The following is a 23,599-nucleotide window of genomic DNA, read 5'->3' as shown; positions in this document are numbered from 1 at the left end:
AGGGACGGAGCCCGGTGGGTGGGACTGACAAAAACGGACGCTGGCAGATTGTCCGAGGTAAGCTAAGCGTCGTCCCCGCCGCCATGCTCGCGCACGAAGGGCACGTTGGGGGCGGGAGTTGGTTCGTGCGGGCGGCCGAAGTCGGGCGCCGCGGTTTCCTGGCCAGCGGAAATGATCGAGCGGCGGATGGCGCGGGTGCGGGTGAACATGGCCTCAAGCGCCGGGCCGTCGCCATTACGCACCGCGCGCTGCAGTACGCTCAGATCCTCGTTGAAGCGGCCGAGCATTTCGAGCACGGCGTCGCGATTGGTGAGGAACACGTCGCGCCACATCACAGGATCGGACGCGGCGATGCGGGTGAAGTCGCGGAAGCCCGAAGCCGAGAATTTGATGACCTCGGACTGGGTGGCGGTTTCGAGATCGGCCACCGTGCCCACGATATTATAGGCGACCAGGTGCGGAATGTGGCTGGTGATGGCCAGCACCATATCGTGGTGCGCGGCATCCATGGTTTCGACATGGCTGCCCATGGCGCGCCAGAATTCGGCGAGCTTTTCGGTCTTGGCCGGATCGACCTCGGGCCCGGGCGTCAGCACGCACCAGCGGCCCGAAAACAGCTCGGGGAAACCGGCGGAGGGGCCGGAGTGCTCCGTGCCGGCAATGGGATGGCCGGGGATGAAGCTTACGCCCTGAGGGACATGCGGGCCGACGACCTTGACCACATGCGCCTTGACCGAACCGACATCCGACAGGATGGCGCCGGGTTCGAGGGCGGGGGCGATGGTCTTGATGACGGCTTCATAAGCGCCGACGGGAGTGCAGAGAATGACGAGGTCAGCCCCGCGTACCGCTTCGGCGGCATCGAGCGTATAGATGTCACCCAGCTCAAGGTCGCGCGCTTCGTCGAGCGTTTCCTGCTTGCGGGTGGAAATGGCGATGACTTCGGCGAGGCCCTGACGGCGTGCCGCCAGGGCAATCGAGGATCCGATAAGGCCAATGCCGATCAGGGCGAGTTTGCGAAACTGGGTGCTCATGCGATTTTGACCAATGCTTTGATGATGCCCACGACGCCGCGCATCGCCTGTTCCGAGCCGATGGAAATGCGCAGGCCGTTTTCAATGCCATAGGATGGCCCGATCTCGCGCACGATCAGGCCGCGCTCGCGCAGAGTCTCGAAAGTCAGCGCCGCGTGTTCGGCATCGGGGAACAGCAGCATGACGAAGTTGGCCTGGCTGGGCAGGACGCGAATGTGGTTGGAGTTGAGCTCTTCGGTGAGGTAGTCGCGCCACTTGGCATTGTGCTCGCGCAGGCTCGCGGTGAAGGCGACGTCGCGGGTGGCGGCTGCGCCCGCCAGCTGAGCCGGCAGGTTGACGTTGAAAGGGCCACGAATGCGGTTGAGCGCGTCGACCACGGGCGCGGGGCCCACCATCCAGCCGATGCGGATGGCCGCGAGACCCATCTTGGAGAAGGTGCGGACCATGACGACGTTCTGCGCTTCGCGCACCAGGTCGAGCCCGACCGAATAGTCGGCCGCGGTGACATATTCGGCATAGGCGCTGTCGATGACCAGCAGGATATCGGGACGGAGCCCGGCATGCAGGCGCCGCACTTCGGCATCATTCAGATAGGTGCCAGTGGGATTGTTGGGATTGGCCAGCCAGACGACCTTGGTGCGCGGCGTCACCGCCGCGAGCAGCGCATCGACGTCGGCGGTGTAGTCGTCCTCTTCCACCATGATGATCTTGGCGCCGGCTGCCTTGGTGATGATCGGATAGACCGAAAAGCCGTAGCGGTTCATCACCGCTTCGTCGCCGTCGCCGAGATAGGTCTGGGCCAAGAGGTGCAGGATGTCGTCGGAGCCGTTGCCGCAGACGATCAGCTCGGGGTCGACGCCATGCACCTCGCCCAGCGCAGCGCGCAGGATCTTGGAGCTGCCCTCGGGATAGATCTCGAGATGGTCGGCGACCGAGCGGAATGCCTCCATCGCCTTGGGGCTGGCACCAAGCGGGCTTTCATTGGCCGACAGCTTGATGGCGTTGCTGCCCGGTGCGCCGGACTTGCCGGGCAGGTAGGGCGCGATGTCGAGGATGCCGGGCTGCGGCGTCGGGCGAAGGGCGTCGGTCATGATGGGTACGCTTGGCGGATAAAACCGCGCGGACCATAGTCAAACGAGGTGCGGAACGCAAAGGGAGTTGCGCATTTCGGCAGTCGGGGGAGGCGGACCTAACTGTGCCTTGCCGTCGCCGTGTTGAGGCCGGGGACGCGCACGAAGCGCTCGGCGCGGATGCGGCGGGGCACGGCGGGGAAGGCGGCCTTGCGGGCGCGCACGCAGATGACCCCGCTCATGGCAGGCGCAAACAGCCGTCCGGCCCCCTCGAACAGGCGGGTCGATTTCAGCACCAGCCCGTTTTCGATGGGCGGCAGGAACAGGCCATCGCGCCAGGCTTCGGGGATGAAGCTGTGGTCGCGCAGCAGCTGGTCGAGCTGGCCACCCGAATAGGGATTGCCCGAGCCGAAGGGGGTGTTGTCGCGCTGGGCCCAGATGCCGCGGCGGCGCGGCACCACCAGAATCAGCTCGCCATTGGGCGCGGTGATGCGCCAGAGCTCGCGCATCAGTTCCTCGGCGTCGGCAACGTGCTCAAGAGCATGGATGGCGATGGTGAGGTCGATCGCGGCATCGGGCAGCGGCATTTCCAGCGGATCGCAGAGCACCGTGTGCGACGGACCCTCGCGCGGCCAGGCCGAGGCGCCCTGCCGGGCAGGCATGAAGGCCAGCACGCGCTCCGCGCGATCGAGGGTGAACCGCATATAGGGCGTGGCAAAGCCCAGCCCCAATACGCGCTTGCCGGTGACGTCCTCGGCGAGGCCTGCGACCTGTTCACGCACCAGCGCACGGGAGATGCGGCCCAGCGGCGACTTGTAATAGGCAATGAGGCGGGTCACATCGACGGTCATGCGGGCAAGTCTGCCGGTTTCGCGCAGACTTGTCCAATTGGCCGGTTGTCATGTAGGGGCGGCCAACCTAGCTTTCACGCAGTCTTATTATTCAGGAGTAGTGCCATGGGTCTGATCGTCGATGTGTTCCCGGCGCGGAGCGACAATTTCGGCTATCTGGTTCACGACACCGCCACCGGCCGGACGGCCGCGATCGATGCGCCAGAAACCGCCGCCATCAAGAATGCCCTGGTGCATCGTGGCTGGAAGCTGACCGACATTTTCATCACCCACCACCATATCGACCACGTCGAGGCGATTGCCGACCTCAAGGCCGAGTTCGGGGTGCGCGTGGTGGGGCCACGCGCCGAAGCCGACAAGATCGAAGGGCTCGATGAGCTGGTGGCGGGTGGCGAGACCATCCAGCTTGGCGAAACCACGTTCGACGTGCTCGACGCGCCGGGCCACACGCTGGGCCATATCGTGTTCCACGACAAGGTGGGCAAGCACCTGTTCAGCGCCGACGCGCTGTTCTCGCTGGGTGTCGGCCGCATGTTCGAAGGCACGCCCGGGCCGATGTGGGAAGGCGTCAAGGCGCTGCGCGAGCTGCCCGACGACACGCTGGTCTATTGCGGCCACGAATATACCGCCGGCAATGCCAAGTTCGCGCTGTCGATCGATCCGGATAATGCGGCGCTGCAGAAGCGGGCCGCCGAGGTCGAGGCACTGCGCGCCGCCGGCAAGGCCACCATCCCCTTCTCGCTGGGCGAGGACAAGGCGGCAAACCCCTTCCTGCGCGCCGACGATCCGGTGCTGGCCAAGCATTATGGCCTTGAAGGCGCGGCGCCAGCCGATGTGTTCGCCGCCATCCGCAAGGGCAAGGACAACTTCTAGCCATGTCCGGCGCGCTGACCTTCAAGCCGGTAACGGACAAGACGGTCAGCGATTTCCAAACACTGTTCGGCGCGCGCGGTGCGCCGAACTATTGCTGGTGCATGACCTGGCGCGCCAGCAGCGCCGAACTCAAGGACACCAGGAGCGCCAGCCGCCAACGGCAAATGCTGGGGCGGATCGCTGCGGGCGAGCCGGTGGGGCTATTGGCCTATCTGGATGGCGAGCCGGTGGGCTGGGTGTCGGTGGCGCCCAAGGAGAGCTTTCGCGGCCTGGGCGGCCCCGACGATGCGCTCAAGGTGTGGTCGCTCACCTGCATGTATATTGCCAAGTCCCAGCGCAAGAGCGGGCTCAGTGCCGCGTTGATCGGGGCGGCGGCCAAGGCGGCGCGGCTGGCCGGAGCCGGGGTGCTCGAGGCCTATCCGGTCGACCCGCAATCTCCCAGCTATCGCTTCATGGGCTTCGTGCCTGCCTTCGAACGGCTGGGCTTTACCGCAGTTGGAACCGCCGGAAAGCGCCGCCATGTCATGCGGTTAACCCTCTGACCTACGAATCTGTCCACAGCTGCATCCAAATTACTAACAAATCGTTAGCGTATGGCACGCCGATTGCAGATATGTAGGGGTAGGGCAGATTAATCATCCCATATCGGGAAAAGCTGGCCTGCTTTGAGACAAGCGAGGCTGTAATGGCCGATTTTGACACGGTGCTGGAGAGCATCATGGTGCGGATCGTGGAGACCCGCACGCGGTCCACGTTGACCGTCCGCAATGAAACGACCGCAACCTTCATCAGCCAGGTGCTGGCAGAACGGCACAATCTGGCGCCCCAGCGCGCCAAGCAGCGCACCAGCCCCGAAGGGGCGGTCGGTGCCTATAGCACCGGCGCCAAGATTGCCGTGAAACGCATGCCGATGGGCTACCGCACGAGCATCGTCACCTAGAGCGAATCGGTATTCGGCTCGGCTCGAGGCGAATTCCGTTCTGCCTAGTTCATCGATACGTCGCGCTGCGCGCTGGTGATCGAAACGGTAAAGCCGGCCACGACGTCGATCAGGCTCATCACCATGAGCAGGAAGAAGACGGAGCTGGCGGCTGCACCGGCCAGCAAGAATTCGACCAGCATCGCCACGAAGATCACCATGGAGAGCATGTGCTCGGTGATCGAGGCGCGGCTACTGCGGGTGGATTTCAGCACTTCGAAGAACAGGCAGACAATGCCGATGACCAGCAGGAAGTCGCCGGCGCTGATCTGCCAGGCGGTGCCCGATGGCATGGGCAGGGCAAACATGCCCGCGGACCAATTGATCGGATTGCCGCCGAAAATGGTGAAGACCACCAGATTGTAGGCCAGGAAGGGAAAGACCAGCAGCGGCGGGATGAACCGACCGGGGCGCACTGGCTGCTGGCGGCCATTGGAGGGAATGTAGACAGTCTCGGTCATGCGGGGCTCCAATGGGGATTTCGTGGGAAGGTGATGACCAGCACGTGCGGCCAATTCCTCCTCTTGCTGGGGAAGTTAGGATGGGGAGGAGCACGAAATTGGGGCTCTCATCCCCCACCCTTGATCCCTCCCCGCCAGGGGGAGGGAGACGACTGAGAGATCTCAGTCAGGCAATCAGCTCTTCAGTTTGAGCGGGCCGACCATCTGTTCCGGCTTCACTTCGGCGTCGAACTCCTCGCCGGTGAGCAGGCCCAGTTCGATCGCCGTTTCGCGCAGCGTGCTGCCGTTCTTGTGCGCGGTCTTGGCGATCTTGGCGGCGTTGTCGTAGCCGATCTTGCGGTTGAGCGCGGTCACCAGCATCAGCGACTGATCGACCAGCTGCTTGATGCGCTTGCGGTCGGGCTCGATGCCAATAGCGCAGTTGTCGTTGAACGACTTGGCCGAGTCGGCCAGTAGGCGGATGGTCTGCAGGATGTTGTAGGCGATGACGGGCTTGAACACGTTCAACTCGAAATTGCCCTGGCTGGCGGCAAAGCCAATGGCCGCGTCATTGCCCATCACCTGGGCGACGACCATGGTCATGGCTTCGGACTGGGTCGGATTGACCTTGCCCGGCATGATCGAGGAGCCGGGCTCGTTTTCCGGAATGGTGATTTCGCCCAGGCCGGAACGGGGACCGGAAGCCAGCCAGCGCACGTCATTGGCGATCTTCATGAAGGCAACAGCCAGCTGCTTCAGCGCGCCGGACGTGCCGACAAAGGCGTCGTGGCCGGCCAGCAGGGCGAACTTGTTGGGGCCGGTGACGAAATCATGGCCGGTGAGGCCGGCGATTTCCCTGGCGACGGCGACGGCATAGTCGGGATGGGCATTGAGGCCCGTGCCGACAGCGGTGCCGCCCAGGGCCAGTTCCTTGAGCTGGGGCAGGGTCGCCTTGATGGCGGCGATGGCATAGTCGATCTGGGCAACCCAGCCGCTGATCTCCTGGCCCAGCGTCAGAGGCGTAGCGTCCTGCAGGTGGGTGCGGCCGATCTTGACCACATCCATGAATTCCTCAGCCTTGGCATCGAGCGTGTCGCGCAGCAGCTTTACGCGCGGAAACAGGTAGTTCTCGATCGCCTCGACGGTGGCGATGTGCATGGCCGTAGGGTAGGTGTCGTTGGACGACTGGCTCATGTTGACGTGGTCATTGGGGTGCACGGGCTTCTTGGAGCCCATGGTGCCGCCGGCCATCTCGATGGCGCGGTTGGAGATCACCTCGTTGACGTTCATGTTGGACTGGGTGCCCGAGCCGGTCTGCCACACAACGAGCGGGAAGTGGTCGTTGAGCTTACCGGCGATCACTTCGTCGGCGGCGGCAACGATCAGCTTGAGCGTCTCGGCATCGAGCAGGCCCAGCTTGTTATTGGCGAGCGCGGCGGCCTTCTTGAGCACGCCAAAGGCGTTGACGATTTCCTGCGGCATCTTCTCCCCGCCAATGTCGAAATTGGCAAGGCTTCGGGCCGTCTGCGCACCGTAGTACTTCTCGTTGGGTACTTCGATGGTGCCCATCGTGTCCGATTCAACGCGCACGCTCATGACAAACTCCAAGAATTGGCCGCTCCCCGGCGGCAGACAAAGCAAAACGACCGACCCCGGAAGGGATCGGCCGTCGGCATAACAGAAACGAGCGCAAGGCGCGCGCCGATTATTTCTTGACGTCGAGGATCTGACGACCGCGGTACATGCCGGTCTTGAGGTCGACGTGATGCGGACGGCGCAGCTCGCCCGAATCCTTGTCTTCGACATAGGATGCGCTGGCAAGGGCGTCGGCCGAACGGCGGAAGCCACGCTTCATCGGCGAGGTCTTACGTTTTGGCACTGCCATGGTCGGTACTCCGAATTCAATATCGTTGCGCCGCCAATTAGCGGCCCAGAGACATCATCTCTGAAAGGAATTGAGGGCTCTATAGAGCATGAGAAGGGGCTTGGCTAGGGGATTTTGCACAAGTGTCGCGCCACAAATCATGCGGTGGACAAGTTTGTCCACCGTTGCCTGCGGCGAGGTGCATCGCCCTCGGCAGCCCACGGCGTATTCGTCGCATGAACGGGCGGCAAAGCCAAGCCGGATGCGGCAGCGGAGGTCTGCTCAGCGGAAGGGGATTCAGGCGGCCTGGGCGCCGGGGGCCGGTTCGGCGCCCTCAAGGTCCCAGATCGTGGTGAGCCGTTCGCCGACAGTGCCAGGCGTCAGAACGCGCAACACGCGGTCGGCACAATCGAGCGCCAGCCGAAATCGGCTGCGGCTCAAGGGGTCGCCCACCAGCTCGTCGGTGGAGCCGACCCACAGCACATGGCTGCCCTTGGCTATGACATATAGATCGGCATCGCTCATGGCGAAACGGTCGAGATTTTCGCTGATCAGGTCATAGGCGCGGCCGGACCGGCCTTGCCAGTGGCTCTCGCGGCCGAAGCCATGAACCAGCACCTTCTGCTCTGCGCCGACCATCTTCACGCCATCCTCGTAGCGTTCAACGAACAAGAACAAAAATAGAACGAAATGCCAAACATGTCAAGCGACCCATCGCTTGATTTCTATATGTATGGTCTTGTTTGTCTTGTGCGTCAATATATGGTGGTTAGGCCGACGTGCGAGCCTTCCTGACCTCATCGAGGCGCTGACGCAGCTTGGGATCAATGGGGCGGGCAAGACCTTCGTCCTCAGCCTTGAGAATGAGGGCATCGGATTCTGATTCGATGGCTTTTTTGAGTCGGTCCATGAACACGTCGGGCGGCAGGCCGGGCTCGATCGGCGGCAGGAATTTGCCCTCGGCAGTGCCGGGCCAGATGACGAGGCTGTTGCGGCCCCAAAACAGCCCCGAATTGAGCGCTACCGGCACGACTGGCACGTTGAGTTCCATGTAGAGGCGAACGATGCCCTGGCGATAATCTGCGGGGGCCAGCGGGGCCTTGCGCGTGCCTTCGGGGAAAATGACGATGCGGCAGCCGCGTTCGATGGCGGCATGAGCCTGTTCCATCATCAGGGGCACGGCGGCCGCGCCCTGCTTGCGGTCGACTTCAATGCAATCGAGCGAGCGGGCGGCCCAACCGAAGAAGGGGATGCGCATAAGCTCCTTCTTGACGATGTAGGCGGGGCGGCCGGTATGGGGGAAGATGGCGAAGACGTCCCAGTCGCTCTGGTGCTTGGCCGCGATGATGCAGCCGCCTTCGGGAATGTTCTCGGCGCCGGTTACTTTGGTCTTGACCCCCGTAAGGGCGCGCAGAAACACTAGGTTGGAGCGGCACCAGTAGACTGCCAGCGCCCAGCTGAAGCGCGTGCGGCCACTGAACAAGGCAACGGTGCCGATAGTGATGGCGATGATGGCCGTCTGCCCAATGAAGATCAGATAGAACAGCGCGGTGCGCAGGGCCTGCAGAATAGCCATCAAAGTCTCCCACGGCCTCGCGCCGTCGCCAGCGTCATAGCGGGCAATTGGCAGGTTGGCGAGGCCGTTCGGGTGGTGTGACGGTCAGGAGGTTTCGCTGAGGTAGTGCCGTACGGTGATGCGCGAGGTGATTGCCGTCAGTGCCGCAATGACCGGCACCACGGCAAGAATGCCGATCATCCCGTCAAAGCCCAGGGCGAAACGGCCGAACAGAACACCCACCTGCGCCCCGGCTTCACTGGACAGCATATTGCCGGCCACGGTGCCCACGACGGTGAAGAATAGCAGCGCCGCGACCGCGCCCAGGAGGCCGCCTTGCAGGCCGAAGGACAGAAACCGCCCCTGGAACTCGCCGGCAATGAACTTGTTGGAGGCCCCGATATAGTGGAGCACGTCGACAATCTCGCGGTTGGTCGCCATGGCACCACGGGTGGCAAAGACAATGGCCAGCACGGTCGCCGCGCCGATCAGCAGCAGAACCAGCAGGCCGGACAGCACGACGGTTCCAGCCATGGTGTTGAGCTGCTGCCGCCAGGCGGCATGGGTATCGAGGCTCGCGCCCTTGATGACGCCGAGATTGCGCGCGAGGCCCTCGATATCGGCATCGGCAGGGTCGGACAGCTGAACGACGACGAGGCTGGGGACTTCGATCGCGGTCAGGTCGAGCCCGGCTCCGAGCCATGGCTCGAGCAGCTTCTGGCTTTCCTCGATGGTCAGGGCGCGCGCCGAGGCGACGCCGGGGGTCGATTCGGCCAAGGAAACGGCCGTGCGCAGATTGGAGGCCATGACCTCGCCCTCGACGGGGCGGATCTGGATGGTGACCTCGCGGCCGACATCGGCTGACCAGGCGATGGCCGACTTTTGCACCAGCACCACCCCGCCCAGCGTCACCGCGGAGAGGAAGCTCATGATGGTGATCAGCAGCAGAAGGGTGCGCCCGGCGACGCTTTTTTCCGGAACGATGGGCGCCGCGCCCTTGCGGGTGGGCAGGAAGGCCAGGATGCGTTCAATCATGGATCACCAGCTCGCCCTTGCTGAGCAGCATGCGCGGATAGTTGAACTGTTCCAGCAGCGGCAATTCGTGCGTGGCCAGGATGATGGTCATGCCCAGCGTACGATTGAGCTCGGCGAACAGGTGCACGAGTCGGCTCGACAGTTCGGGGTCGACATTGCCTGTCGGCTCGTCGGCCAGCAGCACTTTGGGGCGCGCGATGACGGCGCGGGCAATGGCAGCGCGCTGCTTTTCGCCGCCCGAAAGCAGCGAGGGCAGGGCGTTCATGCGCTCGCCAAGGCCAACCCATTCGAGCAGTTCGGTGACGTTGGGGCGGTATTCGCTTTCAGGCTGACCCAGGACCCGCAGCGGCAGGGCGACGTTCTCGAACGTGGTCAGGTGGTCGAGCAGGCGGAATTCCTGGAAGACGATGCCGATATGGCGGCGCATCTGCAGCAGGCGATCCTGAGTGAGATTGCCCACATCCTCGCCAAACATGGTGACGCGGCCGCGTGAGGGTTTGAGCGAGAGCAACAGCATGCGCAGCAGGCTGGTCTTGCCCGAACCGGAGGGGCCAGTGAGGAAATGAAACGAGCCCGGCTCGACCGAAAAGGTCAGGTCCCGCAGAATTTCCGGACCATTGCCGTAGCGTAGCCCGACATCGGAAAATTCGATCAAGTAGGCAGGCTCCCCAATTGCTCCGCCCGTCAGGCGAATCAGGTGTTGGCCGCATCATAACAGCCCTAGCCATTGCATGCGCCTCGGCCCGTCTGAGAGGGCACGAAAGGGGCACAAATGTGGTGGATTGCCAAAGCGAGGGAAGAGGTTTGAGGAGTTTTAACCCCCGCCCGCTAGGGTTGGCGTCGAGTAACTGCGTCCCGCGAACCGTCTGGCCCGATGATTATCACCTGTCCCCATTGCCAGACCAAGTATCAGGTGACCTACGAAGCCATCGGATCGGTGAGCCGCAAGGTGCAGTGCGCCCAGTGCCAGCAGGCCTGGGAACAGCGCGCCCCGGCCCGTCCGTCGTCGGCGCCGGACGACGGCAATCAGTTTGACGCACTGGCGGAAGACGCCATGGACGAGCTGCTGGCCAGCGAGGCCGAGTCTGCGACCACCGAAGACGAGCCCGCGCGCGAGGCGGCATCCCAGCCCACCCAGCTGGCCAACAAGAAGCTCGACCCGGCCATGCTGCGCCGTCAGCAAAAGGCCTTTACGCGCCGTCGCAGCGCCATGGAGGCCGAGCTGCCGCTGGCCCGGTTGCGCCGGACCCTGCGCATACTGGGTTTCCTGTCGCTGGGCGTGGTTCTGGTCGTTGGCTATTTCGGCCGCGTCCAGGTTGTCGAACGCTTCCCCGAAATGGCCGGGGCCTATGCCGCGGTGGGGCTCGGGGTGAATGTGGTGGGGCTCGACTTCACCAATGTCACCACCATGCGCACCAAGCGCGACGGCAGCGATGTGCTCCATGTTTCCGCCCAGATCGTGGGATTGATGCCGGACCCGGTCAAGGTGCCGGCGGTCGTCGTCACCCTGCTCGATGCCAACGGGCGGGGCATCTACGAGTGGAGCGTCACGCCATCGGTTCGCGACCTTATGGCCGGGGAGCGCTCGACCTTTGATACCCAGCTTACGCTGCCTCCGGGCGACGCTGCACGGGTCCGCCTGAGTTTTGCCGGGGGACATACGATTGCCGCTTCCGCCGGGAGTGCCGGCGAGGTGACCACCCTGCCGGCCCAGACACCAGAACAACCGGCGGCCGCCGCCGCATCCGACCACCCAAATCCGGAGCAACATTGATGGCCCGTATACTTGTTGCCGAAGACGATCCCTCGGTGCGCGCCTTTGTGGTCAGCGCCCTGACGATGAAAGGTCATGAGGTCGTTGCCGAAGAAGATGGCGGGCTTGCCGCCGAAACCGCCGACGCCGAAGAGGGGCGGTTCGACCTGATGCTGAGCGACATCAAGATGCCCATCATGGATGGCATCGGGCTGGCGCTGCATGTCGGGGCGAAATATCCCGACATCACCATCGTGCTGATGACCGGCTTTGCCGACCAGCGCGAGCGCGCCCATGGGCTCGATGCCCTGGTCTATGACGTCATCACCAAGCCGTTTTCCCTGGCCGACCTGCTGGCCAAGATCGATGACGCGCTAGAGGGCAAGCCGGTGGAAGTGCTGTCACTGGCCCGCCAGGCGATGCAGTAGGAATTTTGGAGGCCCTGGCCAGCCCTGTCGAGGACGGGCCAGGACTTCAAATCAGAGCCAGTCGGGGACGCTGTCGAGGGCGATCAGGTCGTCGATGGTCTTGCGCGGGCGGATGACGTGGAAACGGTCGCCATCCACCAAAACTTCTGGAATCAGAGCGCGCGAATTGTAGGTCGAAGCCATCACCGCGCCATAGGCGCCGGCGCTCATCACGGCCAGCAGATCGCCTTCCCGAACGCCAGGCATGGTGCGCGCCTTGGCGAGATAGTCGCCGGTTTCGCAGACCGGGCCGACGATATCGGCAGTGATCGGGGCAAGGTTCGAGTGGTTGACCGGCACGACGTCGTGGTGCGCTTCATAGAGCGTGGGGCGGATCAGATCGTTCATCGCCGCATCGACGATGACGAAATTGGTGCCGCCTTCCTTCACATATTCCACCTTGGTGACCAGGATGCCGGCATTGCCGACGAGCAGGCGCCCGGGTTCGATCACCAGCGTACAACCGAGCTGGCCCACCTTGTCGCGCACCACAGCGGCATAGGCCGCCGGCAAGGGCGGGGCAGCTTCGTCGGCATTGTAGGAAATGCCCAGCCCGCCGCCGACGTCGATATGCTCGATGGCGTGGCCGTCAGCCTTCAGCGCCTGGACCAGCTCGGCCAGCAGGGTGAAGGCATCGCGGAACGGCTCGAGATCGGTGATCTGGCTGCCGATATGCATGTCGACGCCCACTGCCCGAACATTGGGCAGGGTGGCGATATGGGCATAGACCTCGCGGGCCCGGGCATAAGCAATGCCGAACTTGTTCTCCGCCTTGCCGGTGGAGATCTTGGCGTGGGTGCGGGCGTCCACGTCGGGATTGACGCGCACCGAGACGCGGGCGGTCTTGCCCATGCTGGCGGCCACCATCGAGAGGCGTTCGAGTTCGGGCTCGCTCTCGACGTTGAAGCACTTGATCCCGACCTCGAGGCCCCGGCGCATTTCGGCGACGGTCTTGGCGACCCCTGAAAAGACGATCATCCAGGGTGCGATGCCTGCGGCCAGCGCACGCTCCAGTTCGCCCAGCGAGACCACGTCGGCGCCGGCGCCTTCGGCGGCCATCAACTTGAGCACGGCCTGGTTGGAATTGGCCTTCATGGCGTATGCGAGCAATGTCGGCATGCCCTCGAAGGCCGCCTTCACCGCGCGCACCTGCTGGCGCAGGGCGGCGCTGGAATAGACATAGAGGGGCGTGCCAACCGTGGCCGCGAGGTCGTTGAGGTTGACGTCCTCGGCGAACAGGGTGGTATCGCGGTGTTCGAAATGCAGGGCCAAGGCGGTCATCCTCAGGTTCGTGTCGCCCAGATGCCAGCCTGAAGGGGCCGGGGCCATGGCAGAGCGATGTGATGGTGCCCACAGCGGCGGCAGTAGCGGCCGGGGGCCGCGCTGTCACCGGAAGTGGTGAAAGGGTTCGCGAAAATCCCTAGAGCACTGCGATCAAAAACAAAAGCACGACTTAGCGCTGAACCCCATGGGTCGCTTCGATGCGCGCCGCCGTCAGCTCCTGCAGGCGCCACAGATGGTGGTCGCGGATGCCCAATTGCTCGAGGTGAGAGACGGTGGCGTAGAGATACTCCGCCATCGAGCCGCCTGGGCCGGTCGCGGTGGCCAGCACGTCGGCGATCTGGTTCTCGCTCAAGCCCGATACATAGCGTCCGCTGTGGCGGTCGACACAGAAGGTCAGTGCCCGCACTGCGCGTTCGCCTGATCGCACGGTGACCCAGCGCGGCGGGAAGGGCGTTGGCCGCCACCCCATTTCGCGTTCGAACAGCCGGATCAGGTTGGATTCCACGGCGTCCGGCGGCAGGCGGTAGAGCGCGCCGTGGCAGGACCCGCCGCGATCGAGTGCCAGCATCAGGCCGGGATGGGCGGGGTTGCCGCGGAAGGTTTCGTTCCAGCCCAGGCAAAAGGACCGGCGCCAGCCATGCAACAGGCCGGTGCGCAGTTCCACGAATTCGCAGGCGGGTTTCCAGATCAGCGATCCATAGGCAAAGAACCAGACCTCTTCGCCGGGCTCATGCCCGGCAAAGAGCCGTTCGATGGTCGCGTGATGATCCGCCGTGGTCGCCGCTGCAGTGTCGGCCGGCGGCACCGGCGTGCCGGCGAGGGCTTCGCCGGGATCGAGCAAGGCAACATGCTGCTCGGTGAGACGCATCTGACGGGCGGCGTGCGGACGTTGGGGCATGCCGCCAGAGTGAGCTATCGGCTCGCCCTATTCAATGCCGCCATCGCCATGGCCGCCATGCTTTTTCTTGCCGAGCGGGCGCGGCTCATGCTGCTCACCGGTCAGCTCGCTCTTCCAGCGGGCAGCCTGCATCAGCACATTGGCGGGCGCGGTGCCGCCATAGGACTTGCGGGCGGCGACCGAGGCCTCGACGGTCAGCACCTTGTGAATGCGGCTGTCGATGCGGGCATCGATCTGCTTGAAATCCTCGATGGTGAGGCCTTCGAGACCGGTATTCTTCTGCTCGGCAAGGGCCACGATCTGGCCGGTAATGTGGTGGGCGTCGCGGAACGGAATGTTGAGCTCGCGCACCAGCCAGTCGGCAACGTCGGTGGCGGTGGAGAAGCCAGCGGCAGCCGAGGTGCGCATGCGCTCGCGGTTGGGCATCATGTCGCCCACCATGCCGGTCATGGCGGCCAGCGACAGCGAGAGGGCGTCGAGGGCGTCGAAGGCGACTTCCTTGTCTTCCTGCATGTCCTTGGAATAGGCGAGTGGAAGGCCTTTCATGACGACGAGCAAGCTGGTCAGCGCGCCCAGGATACGCCCGATCTTGGCGCGCACCAGCTCGGCGGCGTCCGGATTGCGCTTCTGCGGCATGATTGAGGAGCCGGTGGTGAACTTGTCGCTGAGCTTGATGAAGCCGAACTGGGCGGAGCTCCAGATCACCATCTCCTCGGCAAAGCGGCTGAGATGCATGGCGCAGATCGACGCGGCAGCCAGCGTTTCGAGGATGAAGTCGCGGTCCGAAACGGCATCAAGCGAATTGGCCGTCGGGCGATCAAAGCCGAGCTTTTCGGCCGTCATGTCGCGATTGATCGGGTAGGGCGTGCCGGCCAGTGCGGCCGAGCCGAGGGGGCTTTCATTGAGGCGCTTGCGGGCGTCGAGCAGACGACCGGCATCGCGGCCGAGCATTTCGACATAGGCCAGCAAATGGTGGCCAAAGGTCACCGGCTGGGCGCTCTGCAGGTGGGTGAAGCCGGGCATGATGGTTTCGGCTTCGTCCTCGGCGCGGGTGACCAGTCCCAGTTGCAAGGTGCGGATCTGGACCACCAGCGTATCGATGGTGTCGCGGACATAGAGCTTGAAATCGGTCGCGACCTGGTCGTTGCGCGAGCGCGCAGTGTGCAATCTTCCGGCAGCATCGCCGATCTTTTCTCGCAGTTTGCTTTCGACATTCATGTGAATGTCTTCCAGTGCCCGCGAGAACGTGAAGGAGCCGCCCTCGATTTCAGCGAGCACCTCGGTTAGACCGGCGATGATGGCGTCGCGATCCTCATGCGTCAGTATGCCCGTCTCGGCGAGCATGGTGGCATGGGCTATCGATCCGGCAATGTCCTGGGGGTAGAGGCGCTGATCGAAACCGATCGAAGCGTTGATTTCCTCCATGATGGCGTCTGGGCCGGTGGCGAACCGGCCGCCCCACATCTTGTTGCTCATCGAATACCTCGGAGATTGCTTTTATGACCGATACGCACGCGCCCCGCCCCGGAGCTACGAGCCGCGTCCGGCTGTGGATCATCCTGGGGTTGGCGGGATTGGCGCTAGCTATAGCCGCGTGGTTCTGGCTCGGCAATGCCAGTGTGGCCAAGGAATGTCCGGTGCAGCAAGGCGCCGCAGCAGCCATTGCCGAGGCGGCAAAGGGCGAATTGGCAGCGCTCAACGGCACGGGTGAAGGGCGCGGCTATGCCAGCATGGCCTTCAAGGATGCCGCCGGAACCCCGATGAGCATTGCCGATTTCAAGGGCAAGGCACTGCTGGTCAACTTCTGGGCCAGCTGGTGCGTGCCGTGCCGCGAGGAAATGCCGGCGCTCGACGCGCTGGCGACGAAGTACAATTCCGATGACTTCATGGTGCTGCCGATCAACCTCGATATCGGCGAGGGCGGCAATGCCAAGGCGCAGACTTTCCTCAACGAGGGCAAGTTCGCCAACTTGCCGCTTTATGCCGACAACACCTTTGCCGCCTTTGAACGGCTGAAGCAGGAAGCTGTGGCCATCGGCCTGCCGGCGACGCTGCTGCTTGATGAGAGCGGGTGTGAACTGGCCGTGCTGCAGGGCCCGGCAGAGTGGAACACGCCGGACGGGGAAGCCGTGATCGAGGCCCTGCTGGCGCTCAAGGACTAGATCAGGCGGTCGACTTCGGCACCGGAAGCGGGCGGAACGGCGTCCGCTTCACCCGTCGGACTGGCATCGGCCGCCTTGGCGGCCTCCTCATCCACCGCAATCATCAAGGCCATGCGCAATTCGGCGACCTTGGCCAGATTGGTTGTGGCTGAGGTGCCTGATTGGTGCGCGAGGCGATTGATCATGACAGCCGGGCCGATTCCGAGAGCGTTGCTCATCGCGAAATCTCCCTATGCGAGCTTGTCGACCTTGGTGCCCTGACCGGGCGGGGGCGCAGACAATGCCGTCTGCATCAGGGTGTCGAGCAGCTCGGTCTGCATCTCGTGGGACTTCTTGAACACGGCGATCTGCATGCTGTTCTGCAGTTTGGCCGAATTCATCGCGATCATCTGCATGGATAGGTCGGTATTCATGACGGACCTCCCTGTGCTGAATGTCCAGAACCGACCCTAATCGCTGCCGGTAAACAAAAGCTTGGGCCAGCGCGCCAATTTGGTGCGAATTGCATGGGATCAGCGGCGCCCGCCCCAGAGCGGGACGTCGCGGCGGCGCAGCAGCGCGGCCAGCACCATACCGGCCACAAAGCCCCCCAGATGCGCCCACCAGGACACCGGCTCGTCCGAGCCGATCAGGACAAAGAAGAGCTGGGTACCGATCCAGAAGCCGAGCATCCAGAATGCCGGGATGGGCAGGGGAATGGGAATGACAATGCGCGCCAGCACGAACACCCGCGCATGGGGATAGAGCAGGATATAGGCGCCCATGACCCCGGCGACAGCGCCCGAGGCGCCGACCAGGGGCCCGTTGTAGTCCCAGTTGGCAAGCAGATGCGCCAGCGCCGCCAGCACCGCGCAGGCGATGTAGAAAACCAGGAATTTGAAGTGGCCGAGGGCGTCTTCGATATTGTCGCCGAACACCCACAGGAACAGCATGTTGCTCAACAGATGCAGCCAACTGGCATGCAGGAACATGTAGGTGACCAGCGTTGCCCAATCGGGCAGCCAGGGGACTGGCTGCGGATAGAGGTTGCGCACGACGATGGGGATCATGCCGAAGTCGATGGTGGCCTGCTCGAAGGCCCGTGGCGGCAGCGCCGACTGGAAGGCGAAGGACAGGATGGTCACCGCCATCAGCCCATAGGTCACATAGGGGAAGCGCACATGGCGGATGGGATTTCTGTCATGCAGGGGCAGGAACAAACATCCATCCTTGGGGCGTCAGTCGCCCTTTTTGAGATCGCCATGATTGCCGGGGACCCACAGGACGTCCTTGCCGCCATTGTTGTTCGCAACGCGGGAGAGCACAAAGAACAGGTCCGAAAGTCGGTTGAGGTAGCGCACGGCCTCCGGGTTGGTGTCGGGTTCGGCGGCCACCAGTTCGACCGTGATGCGCTCGGCGCGGCGGGTCACGGTGCGCGCGACATGGAGTGCGGCTGACAACGCGGTCCCACCGGGCAGGACAAAGCTCTTGAGGGGAGCGAGATCGGCGTTGAAGTGATCGATCTGCTTTTCGAGGAAAGCCGTTTGAACCGGGCGGATGCGGAGAGAGGGATATTCGGCACCCGGGTCGTCGGCGCCGGGCGTCGCCAGATCCGAGCCGACATCGAACAGGTCGTTCTGGATGCGGCCCAGCAGCATGTCGATCTTGGGCAGCGCGGCGGTGTGGATGCGGGCCATGCCCACGGCGGCATTGGCCTCGTCCACGGTGCCATAGGCCTCAACGCGCAGGTCATACTTGGGTCGACGCGGCCCGCGCACCAGCCCGGTGGTGCCGTCGTCGCCGGTCTTGGTATAGATGCGGTTGAGTTTGACCATGGCTAGCGCGCGCCGAAGAAGACCAGTGCCGCCAGCAGCAGCACCAGAGCAACGGCCTGGCCGATGACGCGCAGGCGCATCAGGCGCTGGCTGGTATTGCCCGAGCCGCCACGGAGCATGTTCCAAAGGCCCATGCCCAGCACTACGACGACGAAAAGCAGCACGAGGGCGATGGCAATATTGAGAACGTCTTGCATGGCAATCCTACCGATTGGGCGACTGGCCGCTGAGATAGGTCAACAGGCCGTCTGCCAGTGCGTCATAGATGGCACGAATCCGATGTGAGGTGAACAATTCCCTGTGCGTGGTGAGCCAGACCTCGAGCGGCGGAATCGCCAGATCGAGCTGCAAAGCCACGAGGTCCGGATTGGCCTTCACCAGATTTTCCTGCGCGAAACCGATGCCCAAGCCAGCCCTGATCATCTCCCACATCAGGGGCTGATCGTCCGCGCGGAGCTGGAAATTCTCGCGTGTCAGCGGGAAGCCCAGCCGACGCGCATGGGCGATGATGGCATCCGACCGGTCGAGCCCGATCAGGTCGTGATCGGCCAGCTGGGCGATAGTTGCGGGCGTGCCGCGGCGGTCCAGATAGCGGCGATGTGCCGCCGCTACGATCGGCAGATTGCCCAGGTGGCGGGTGATCAATTCAAGCTGTGTGGGGCGAAACATGCGGATGGCGATGTCGGCTTCGCGCAGGAGCAGGTTCTCGGCCGAATCAGAGGGGACGATTTCGAGGGCGATGCGGGGATATTGTTCGCGGACCGGCAGCAGCAGTTCGGGCAGCACGTAATTGGAAATGACGGCGCTGGCGGTGATGCGCACCGTGCCGCCCAGATCGTCCTGCGCGCCCTCGGCCAGCATGGCCGCCTCTGCCAGGGCAGCCTGGGCCTGCGCCACCGGCTCATGGATACGCAGGGCAGTGGTGTTGGGCTTGAGGCCGGTGAGGCTGCGCTCGAATAGCGGCAGGCCGAGATCGGCTTCCAGCGTCTCGATATGGCGGCCCACCGTGGGCTGGCTGATGCCCAGCTCGCGCGCCGCCGCTGACAGCGACCCATTGGTGATGACGGCAGAGAAACTGCGCCACAGCGCCCAGTCCGGCTCTCTATTCATAATTGAATGTTCGGTGTGCGAATTTCGAGAATGTCGCAACGATAATGAATGGGGGATGCTCTGTCCAGGCACCAAGGAGAGAGCAAATGAGCAAGGGCAGTGTCACGGTTCTGGGCAGCAACGGGCATATCGGCTACGAGGCGGCGCGGGCCTTTCACGCAGCGGGATATGGGGTGAGCGGCTTTGGCCGCACCAACCGGCGACCGCTGGAGGGCGTCGGTTTCATCAAGGGCGATGCGGCCAATCTTGATGACGTGCGGGCGGCCATTAGCGGCGCCGATATCGTCGTCAATGCGCTGAACCTGCCCTATGACAAATGGGACAAGGGGCGCGCCGAAGCGCAGCTGGCGACTGTGATCGCCGCCATGGGCGAGAGCAGCAAGACGCTGCTTTATCCCGGCAATATCTACAATTATGCCGCCACCGATCGACGCATCGCGCCGTCGACGACCCAGTATCCGCAAACCCCGCGCGGAGCCATCAGGGTCCGGCAGGAAGACATGCTGCGGGCCGCCAGCGCGGCCGGAAAATTCCAGACCATCATCATTCGCGCCGGCGACTTTTATGCGCCGCATATGACAGGCGACTGGTTCGACCAGCTGATGATGATGGATGCGGCCAAGGGCAAGGTCTACCACATGGCCGATCTCGACCTTGGGCATGCCTGGGCCTATCTGCCGGACCTGAGCCGGGCCTTCGTCGCCGTGGCCGACAAGCGCAATGAGCTGAGCGGTTTCGAGACCTTTCACTTTGCCGGGCATTATCGGACCCATCGCCAGCTGCTGCAGGCGATCCAGGCGGGGTGGCCCCAGCCGCTTCGTCCGGTACCGGCGCCGTGGCTGCTGCTGCAGGCCATGGGACTGGCCAATGGCGTTATCCGCGAGATCGTCAAGATGCGCTACCTGTGGAACAACCCGATGGAGCTGGTCGATCCGCGGCTCGACGCGCTTCTCGGGCCCGATTTCGGTACGCCGTTCGAGCAGGCGGTGGCGGAGCGGGTGAGCTCGATGCGGGGACAGAAGGCCGCCTAGAGCGGCAGGCCCACGGCGCGCCTGACATCGTCGGGCGTCCACCCCTTGGCGCGCAGGTCGGCGAGGCTCTCCGAACCCTTCGACTTGGCGAGCTTCCGGCCGGCATCATCCAGGATCAGGCGGTGGAAGTGATAGATCGGTGCGGGCAGGCCCAGCAGCATTTGCAGCAGCGCATGCATATCGGTCGCTGCTTCCATGTCCCGGCCACGCGTAACGTGGGTGATGCCCTGGGCGGCGTCATCCACTACGACGCTGAGGTGATAGCTGGTGGGCGTGCCTTTGCGCTGCAACACCACATCGCCCCAGCGCTCGGGACGGGCATGACGGATCTGCGGCCGGTCGGCCATGGTGGGGCCGATGACGGTGTAGGTCAGCAGGCCCACTTGATCCAGCGCGCTGGCTGTGTCGAGCCGGAACTGCACGGGATCGCCGCGCTCCAGCCGCTCGATCTGCACGCCGCGATCGAGGTGGCGGCAGGTGCCGGGATAGAGTGGGGCTTCATCGGGATCGGTCTGTGTGGCGGCGGCGGCAATTTCGCTGCGCGAGCAGAAACAGGGGTAGAGAAGGCCCCGGTCTCGCAGCACATTGCCGGCTTCGGCATAGACATCCATCCGTTCGGACTGCCGCATGACCGGTTCGGGCCATTCAAGACCCAGCCAGTGCAGATCGTTGAGGATCGCGGCGGCAAATTCGGGTTTACTGCGTTCTTCGTCGATGTCTTCGATGCGCAACAGGGCGACACCACCCAGCGCCTTGGCAGCGTTCCAGGTACAGAGCGCCGAATAGGCGTGCCCGAGGTGGAGCAGGCCATTGGGGCTGGGGGCGAAACGAAGGACGGGGCGGGATGAATTCTGCGACACAAGGCGCTTCTACATGACTGAACTGCTTTCGTCACCGCGCCTCGACAGCGTCGCCGCCATCGCCGGGCATATCGAGGAGCTGACGCGCATCGACCCCAGGCTTGCCGCCGTGCGCGATTTTGCCGGGCCGGTGCAGCCGCGAATCACCCAGCCGGGGTTTTTCGGCATTGCCAAGGTGATCTGTGGCCAGCAATTGTCGGTGGCTAGTGCTGGGGCCATCTGGGCCAGGTTTGAGCAATTGCCGGGCGCGCTCGATCCGCAGACCTATCTGTCGCTGAGCGAAGAGCAGGTGCGGGCCACCGGGTTTTCAGGCGGCAAGTATCGCACCGTGCGGGTGATCGCCGAGGCCATGGTCGCCGGGGCGCTGGATTTCGACCATCTCGAGACGCTGCCGGCCGAAGAGGCGGTGCGGTATCTGGTGGCACATAAGGGGATCGGTCCGTGGACGGCCGAGGTGTACCTGATGTTCTGCGCCGGACACCCGGATGTGTTTCCGGCGGGCGATCTGGCGCTGCTCAAGGCGGTGCAGCATGGGCTTGGGCTTGACGCCCGCCCGACCATCAAGGAGATGATCACCCTGGCCGCCGGCTGGACGCCGCATCGCTCCGCCGCCGCACTGCTGTTCTGGCGCTATTTTGCCGTGATGCGCGACCGTGAAGGAATATTGTTGTGACCAAGCTCTCCGGACCCATGCTGCTGCCGATTTCGGGCGCCCCGGCCAAGCAGGCCGTCGTGCTGCTGCATGGTTATGGCAGCGATGGCAATGACCTGATCGGGCTGGCGCCGCATTGGCAGTCCACCCTGCCGGATGCGCTGTTCGTCGCGCCCAATGGCCCGGCACAATGCGATGGCTTCGCCGGTGGCTACCAGTGGTTCGAGATTGACTTCGCAGGCGATCGCCTCGCGAGTCGGCAGACCGGCGTCATCAATGCCAGGCCGATCCTCGAACAGTTTCTGAAGGATATGTGGGCCCAGACCGGCATTCTGCCCGAAAACACCATTCTGGCCGGGTTCAGCCAGGGCGCGATGATGTCGCTGCATGTCGGGCTGGGGCTCGAGACGCCCCTGATGGGCATTATCGCCTTTTCCGGAGCTTTCCTGCCGCCGGGCAATTTTGCCGACCCGGCACATCCCAAAACGCCGGTCTGCCTCATCCATGGCGATATGGACGACGTGGTCAGCCCCGAACTCAGCGCCGAGGCCAATGAAGCTCTGGTCAAGGCGGGCTATGACGTCAGCTATCACGTCAGCCACGGCACGTCGCATGGCATCGCACCAGACGGCCTAGAATTCGCGACCAAGTTCATCGCGAATATTTCAAGAAAATAAAGACAGCGCCCCCCGCTTCACAGCCCTGACACAAAGGGATTATTATATCGGGGCTATGGACTTACACGATTCCCGATCCGGGAGACTCTTGTGACCATCCACGTGTCGCCTGAGGCCTGTCCCGCGCTTGTGCTGAACGCCGATTTTCGGCCTCTCAGCTATTATCCACTCTCGCTGTGGTCCTGGCAGGACGCCATCAAGGCGGTGTGCCTGGAGCGAGTGAATATTGTTTCCCAGTATGACACGGTTATCCACTCGCCCAGCTTCGAGATGCGGCTGCCGAGCGTGGTGTCGCTCAAGGATTATGTAAAACCGGCGCGTTATCCCGCCTTTACCCGGTTCAACGTATTCCTGCGCGACCGCTTCCAGTGCCAGTATTGCGGCGGCAAGGATGATCTGACCTTCGATCACGTGATCCCGCGCTCAAAGGGCGGGCAGACAACCTGGGAAAACGTTGTTGCGGCCTGCGCGCCCTGCAATCTCAGGAAGGCCAACCGGATGCCGAGCGAAATCCGGATGTTTCCCCACCAGACGCCATATCATCCGACGGTGCATGACCTGCACAATAATGGCCGGGCGTTTCCGCCCAACCATTTGCACCGCAGCTGGCTCGACTATCTTTACTGGGATATCGAGCTGGAACCCTAGATCAGGCGCGCTTGTTGTGGCGCATCTGCGCCACAATGGCGACGATCAGCAGAACGACGATGGCAAGCGACACCAGAGCGTTGTAGCCGGCCAGCGAAATGCCCAGGAACCGGAACTGCACGACGTCACAGCCGATGACCGGGGTGAGGTTGCTCAGAGCGCTGAAATCCATGGTTTCGCCAACGCCGGTGCAGGCTGTCGGGCCAGGCCAGAAGCCCCATTCCACGCCAGCATGGAAGGTGCCCATATAGGTGCCCCAGGCAAAGATGGCGGTGACGATGGCCATGCCTGCATACCAGACCGGCAGCGGCAGGCGGTTCCACAGCAACAGGATCAGGAACAGCAGCGGCAGGCCCCAGTAATAGGACAGTCGCTGTTCCAGGCACAATTCGCACGGTACCAGTCCGCCAAACAGCTGCGAGGCCCATGCCAGCAGGATCGCGGCCAGACCGAGCACGAAGGCAAGGCCCGCCGACTTCTTGTCGAGCGGTTGGAAAATCGATGCGGCCATTTGGGGATCTCTCAGTGACGCTGTGATGAAG

The 23,599-nt window shown here is 63.6% G+C and carries 31 protein-coding genes; 10 read left to right on the top strand and 21 right to left on the bottom strand.

Annotation, left to right across the window (positions count from 1 at the left end):
• Positions 1-62 precede the first annotated feature (62 nt).
• From ACZ5WT_RS04405 to ACZ5WT_RS04395, 3 genes are all read right to left on the bottom strand, one after another.
• Positions 63-1,034 (bottom strand): prephenate/arogenate dehydrogenase family protein, encoded by a 972-nt coding sequence (locus tag ACZ5WT_RS04405; protein ID WP_464286172.1) that lies wholly within the window; start codon positions 1,032-1,034, stop codon positions 63-65.
• Entirely contained in the window at positions 1,031-2,125 is a 1,095-nt protein-coding gene (gene hisC, locus ACZ5WT_RS04400; RefSeq protein WP_464286171.1) for a histidinol-phosphate transaminase, read from the bottom strand. Before hisC ends, ACZ5WT_RS04405 begins: the two co-directional genes overlap by 4 nt.
• Positions 2,126-2,223: 98 nt before the next feature.
• Complete coding sequence (locus tag ACZ5WT_RS04395) at positions 2,224-2,955, bottom strand: class I SAM-dependent methyltransferase (protein ID WP_464286170.1); 732 nt, start codon at positions 2,953-2,955, stop codon at positions 2,224-2,226.
• A 105-nt stretch (positions 2,956-3,060) separates the two neighbouring features.
• On the opposite strand from ACZ5WT_RS04395, the gene gloB reads away from it, so the two are divergent.
• The 3 genes from gloB (at position 3,061) to ACZ5WT_RS04380 (ending at position 4,768) form a co-directional block, all read left to right on the top strand.
• On the top strand, positions 3,061-3,828 hold the full coding sequence (gene gloB / locus ACZ5WT_RS04390) for a hydroxyacylglutathione hydrolase (protein ID WP_464286169.1): 768 nt from the start codon (positions 3,061-3,063) through the stop codon (positions 3,826-3,828).
• Between the two features lie 2 nt (positions 3,829-3,830).
• Positions 3,831-4,370, top strand: a complete 540-nt coding sequence (locus tag ACZ5WT_RS04385; protein WP_464286168.1) for a GNAT family N-acetyltransferase — start codon at positions 3,831-3,833, stop codon at positions 4,368-4,370.
• Between the two features lie 143 nt (positions 4,371-4,513).
• Entirely contained in the window at positions 4,514-4,768 is a 255-nt protein-coding gene (locus ACZ5WT_RS04380; protein ID WP_464286167.1) for a hypothetical protein, read from the top strand.
• Between the two features lie 44 nt (positions 4,769-4,812).
• On the opposite strand, the gene ACZ5WT_RS04375 is transcribed toward ACZ5WT_RS04380, so the two are convergent.
• The 7 genes from ACZ5WT_RS04375 to ACZ5WT_RS04345 all read right to left on the bottom strand — a co-directional run bounded on the left by ACZ5WT_RS04375 (position 4,813) and on the right by ACZ5WT_RS04345 (position 10,356).
• Positions 4,813-5,268, bottom strand: a complete 456-nt coding sequence (locus ACZ5WT_RS04375; protein ID WP_464286166.1) for a hypothetical protein — start codon at positions 5,266-5,268, stop codon at positions 4,813-4,815.
• A gap of 174 nt (positions 5,269-5,442) precedes the next feature.
• Entirely contained in the window at positions 5,443-6,843 is a 1,401-nt protein-coding gene (fumC, locus tag ACZ5WT_RS04370) for a class II fumarate hydratase (protein WP_464286165.1), read from the bottom strand.
• A gap of 109 nt (positions 6,844-6,952) precedes the next feature.
• Positions 6,953-7,132, bottom strand: coding sequence for a 50S ribosomal protein L32 (gene rpmF, locus ACZ5WT_RS04365; RefSeq protein WP_464286164.1), 180 nt, complete (start codon positions 7,130-7,132; stop codon positions 6,953-6,955).
• A gap of 276 nt (positions 7,133-7,408) precedes the next feature.
• On the bottom strand, positions 7,409-7,789 hold the full coding sequence (locus ACZ5WT_RS04360; protein ID WP_464286163.1) for a hypothetical protein: 381 nt from the start codon (positions 7,787-7,789) through the stop codon (positions 7,409-7,411).
• A gap of 91 nt (positions 7,790-7,880) precedes the next feature.
• Entirely contained in the window at positions 7,881-8,687 is an 807-nt protein-coding gene (locus ACZ5WT_RS04355; protein ID WP_464286162.1) for a lysophospholipid acyltransferase family protein, read from the bottom strand.
• 84 nt (positions 8,688-8,771) lie between these two features.
• The gene (locus tag ACZ5WT_RS04350; protein WP_464286161.1) at positions 8,772-9,701 is read right to left on the bottom strand and encodes a cell division protein FtsX; all 930 of its coding nucleotides are present in this window, start codon (positions 9,699-9,701) and stop codon (positions 8,772-8,774) included.
• Positions 9,694-10,356 carry a cell division ATP-binding protein FtsE gene (locus tag ACZ5WT_RS04345; protein WP_464286160.1) on the bottom strand — a complete coding sequence of 221 codons (663 nt, stop codon included), beginning with the start codon at positions 10,354-10,356 and terminating at the stop codon, positions 9,694-9,696. Before ACZ5WT_RS04345 ends, ACZ5WT_RS04350 begins: the two co-directional genes overlap by 8 nt.
• Positions 10,357-10,575: 219 nt before the next feature.
• On the opposite strand from ACZ5WT_RS04345, the gene ACZ5WT_RS04340 reads away from it, so the two are divergent.
• Both ACZ5WT_RS04340 and ACZ5WT_RS04335 read left to right on the top strand, forming a co-directional pair.
• Entirely contained in the window at positions 10,576-11,475 is a 900-nt protein-coding gene (locus ACZ5WT_RS04340) for an MJ0042-type zinc finger domain-containing protein (protein WP_464286159.1), read from the top strand.
• Positions 11,475-11,882 (top strand): response regulator, encoded by a 408-nt coding sequence (locus ACZ5WT_RS04335; RefSeq protein WP_464286158.1) that lies wholly within the window; start codon positions 11,475-11,477, stop codon positions 11,880-11,882. Before ACZ5WT_RS04340 ends, ACZ5WT_RS04335 begins: the two co-directional genes overlap by 1 nt.
• Positions 11,883-11,933: 51 nt before the next feature.
• Here the strand turns inward: ACZ5WT_RS04335 and lysA are convergent, their stop codons facing one another.
• The 3 genes from lysA to argH form a co-directional block, all read right to left on the bottom strand.
• A complete protein-coding gene (lysA, locus tag ACZ5WT_RS04330) occupies positions 11,934-13,202 on the bottom strand; it encodes a diaminopimelate decarboxylase (RefSeq protein WP_464286157.1) in 1,269 nt (422 codons plus the stop codon).
• Positions 13,203-13,374: 172 nt separating this feature from the next.
• Entirely contained in the window at positions 13,375-14,103 is a 729-nt protein-coding gene (locus tag ACZ5WT_RS04325) for a gamma-glutamylcyclotransferase (protein ID WP_464286156.1), read from the bottom strand.
• A 27-nt stretch (positions 14,104-14,130) separates the two neighbouring features.
• Positions 14,131-15,579: an argininosuccinate lyase gene (argH, locus tag ACZ5WT_RS04320; RefSeq protein ID WP_464286155.1), complete on the bottom strand. Its 1,449-nt coding sequence runs from the start codon at positions 15,577-15,579 to the stop codon at positions 14,131-14,133.
• A gap of 23 nt (positions 15,580-15,602) precedes the next feature.
• On the opposite strand from argH, the gene ACZ5WT_RS04315 reads away from it, so the two are divergent.
• Complete coding sequence (locus ACZ5WT_RS04315; protein WP_464286154.1) at positions 15,603-16,265, top strand: TlpA family protein disulfide reductase; 663 nt, start codon at positions 15,603-15,605, stop codon at positions 16,263-16,265.
• On the opposite strand, the gene ACZ5WT_RS04310 is transcribed toward ACZ5WT_RS04315, so the two are convergent.
• The 6 genes from ACZ5WT_RS04310 to ACZ5WT_RS04285 form a co-directional block, all read right to left on the bottom strand.
• Entirely contained in the window at positions 16,262-16,483 is a 222-nt protein-coding gene (locus tag ACZ5WT_RS04310) for a hypothetical protein (protein ID WP_464286153.1), read from the bottom strand. The genes ACZ5WT_RS04315 and ACZ5WT_RS04310 overlap by 4 nt on opposite strands.
• Before the next feature lie 12 nt (positions 16,484-16,495).
• Positions 16,496-16,678, bottom strand: coding sequence for a putative motility protein (locus ACZ5WT_RS04305; RefSeq protein ID WP_464286152.1), 183 nt, complete (start codon positions 16,676-16,678; stop codon positions 16,496-16,498).
• A gap of 99 nt (positions 16,679-16,777) precedes the next feature.
• Positions 16,778-17,464 (bottom strand): rhomboid family intramembrane serine protease, encoded by a 687-nt coding sequence (locus ACZ5WT_RS04300; RefSeq protein ID WP_464286151.1) that lies wholly within the window; start codon positions 17,462-17,464, stop codon positions 16,778-16,780.
• 18 nt (positions 17,465-17,482) lie between these two features.
• Positions 17,483-18,079 carry a cob(I)yrinic acid a,c-diamide adenosyltransferase gene (locus ACZ5WT_RS04295; protein ID WP_464286150.1) on the bottom strand — a complete coding sequence of 199 codons (597 nt, stop codon included), beginning with the start codon at positions 18,077-18,079 and terminating at the stop codon, positions 17,483-17,485.
• 2 nt (positions 18,080-18,081) lie between these two features.
• Positions 18,082-18,276: a twin transmembrane helix small protein gene (locus tag ACZ5WT_RS04290; RefSeq protein WP_464286149.1), complete on the bottom strand. Its 195-nt coding sequence runs from the start codon at positions 18,274-18,276 to the stop codon at positions 18,082-18,084.
• A 7-nt stretch (positions 18,277-18,283) separates the two neighbouring features.
• Positions 18,284-19,189, bottom strand: a complete 906-nt coding sequence (locus tag ACZ5WT_RS04285; protein ID WP_464286148.1) for a LysR family transcriptional regulator — start codon at positions 19,187-19,189, stop codon at positions 18,284-18,286.
• Positions 19,190-19,275: 86 nt separating this feature from the next.
• Between ACZ5WT_RS04285 and ACZ5WT_RS04280 the strand changes: the two genes are divergently transcribed.
• Positions 19,276-20,220 carry an NAD-dependent epimerase/dehydratase family protein gene (locus tag ACZ5WT_RS04280; RefSeq protein WP_464286147.1) on the top strand — a complete coding sequence of 315 codons (945 nt, stop codon included), beginning with the start codon at positions 19,276-19,278 and terminating at the stop codon, positions 20,218-20,220.
• Here ACZ5WT_RS04280 and gluQRS read toward each other — a convergent pair.
• A complete protein-coding gene (gene gluQRS / locus ACZ5WT_RS04275; protein WP_464286146.1) occupies positions 20,217-21,080 on the bottom strand; it encodes a tRNA glutamyl-Q(34) synthetase GluQRS in 864 nt (287 codons plus the stop codon). The genes ACZ5WT_RS04280 and gluQRS overlap by 4 nt on opposite strands.
• A gap of 13 nt (positions 21,081-21,093) precedes the next feature.
• Between gluQRS and ACZ5WT_RS04270 the strand changes: the two genes are divergently transcribed.
• The 3 genes from ACZ5WT_RS04270 to ACZ5WT_RS04260 all read left to right on the top strand — a co-directional run bounded on the left by ACZ5WT_RS04270 (position 21,094) and on the right by ACZ5WT_RS04260 (position 23,057).
• A complete protein-coding gene (locus ACZ5WT_RS04270) occupies positions 21,094-21,753 on the top strand; it encodes a DNA-3-methyladenine glycosylase family protein (RefSeq protein WP_464286145.1) in 660 nt (219 codons plus the stop codon).
• Positions 21,750-22,409 carry an alpha/beta hydrolase gene (locus ACZ5WT_RS04265; protein WP_464286144.1) on the top strand — a complete coding sequence of 220 codons (660 nt, stop codon included), beginning with the start codon at positions 21,750-21,752 and terminating at the stop codon, positions 22,407-22,409. Before ACZ5WT_RS04270 ends, ACZ5WT_RS04265 begins: the two co-directional genes overlap by 4 nt.
• Positions 22,410-22,499: 90 nt before the next feature.
• Complete coding sequence (locus tag ACZ5WT_RS04260; protein WP_464286143.1) at positions 22,500-23,057, top strand: HNH endonuclease; 558 nt, start codon at positions 22,500-22,502, stop codon at positions 23,055-23,057.
• Between the two features lies 1 nt (position 23,058).
• Here the strand turns inward: ACZ5WT_RS04260 and ACZ5WT_RS04255 are convergent, their stop codons facing one another.
• Positions 23,059-23,568 (bottom strand): disulfide bond formation protein B, encoded by a 510-nt coding sequence (locus ACZ5WT_RS04255; RefSeq protein ID WP_464286142.1) that lies wholly within the window; start codon positions 23,566-23,568, stop codon positions 23,059-23,061.
• Between the last annotated feature and the right edge of the window lie 31 nt (positions 23,569-23,599).

Source organism: Devosia sp. T2-14, assembly GCF_055397495.1.
Note: the sequence above shows the minus strand (reverse complement) of the source record. Positions and strands in the feature narration are given on the sequence as shown.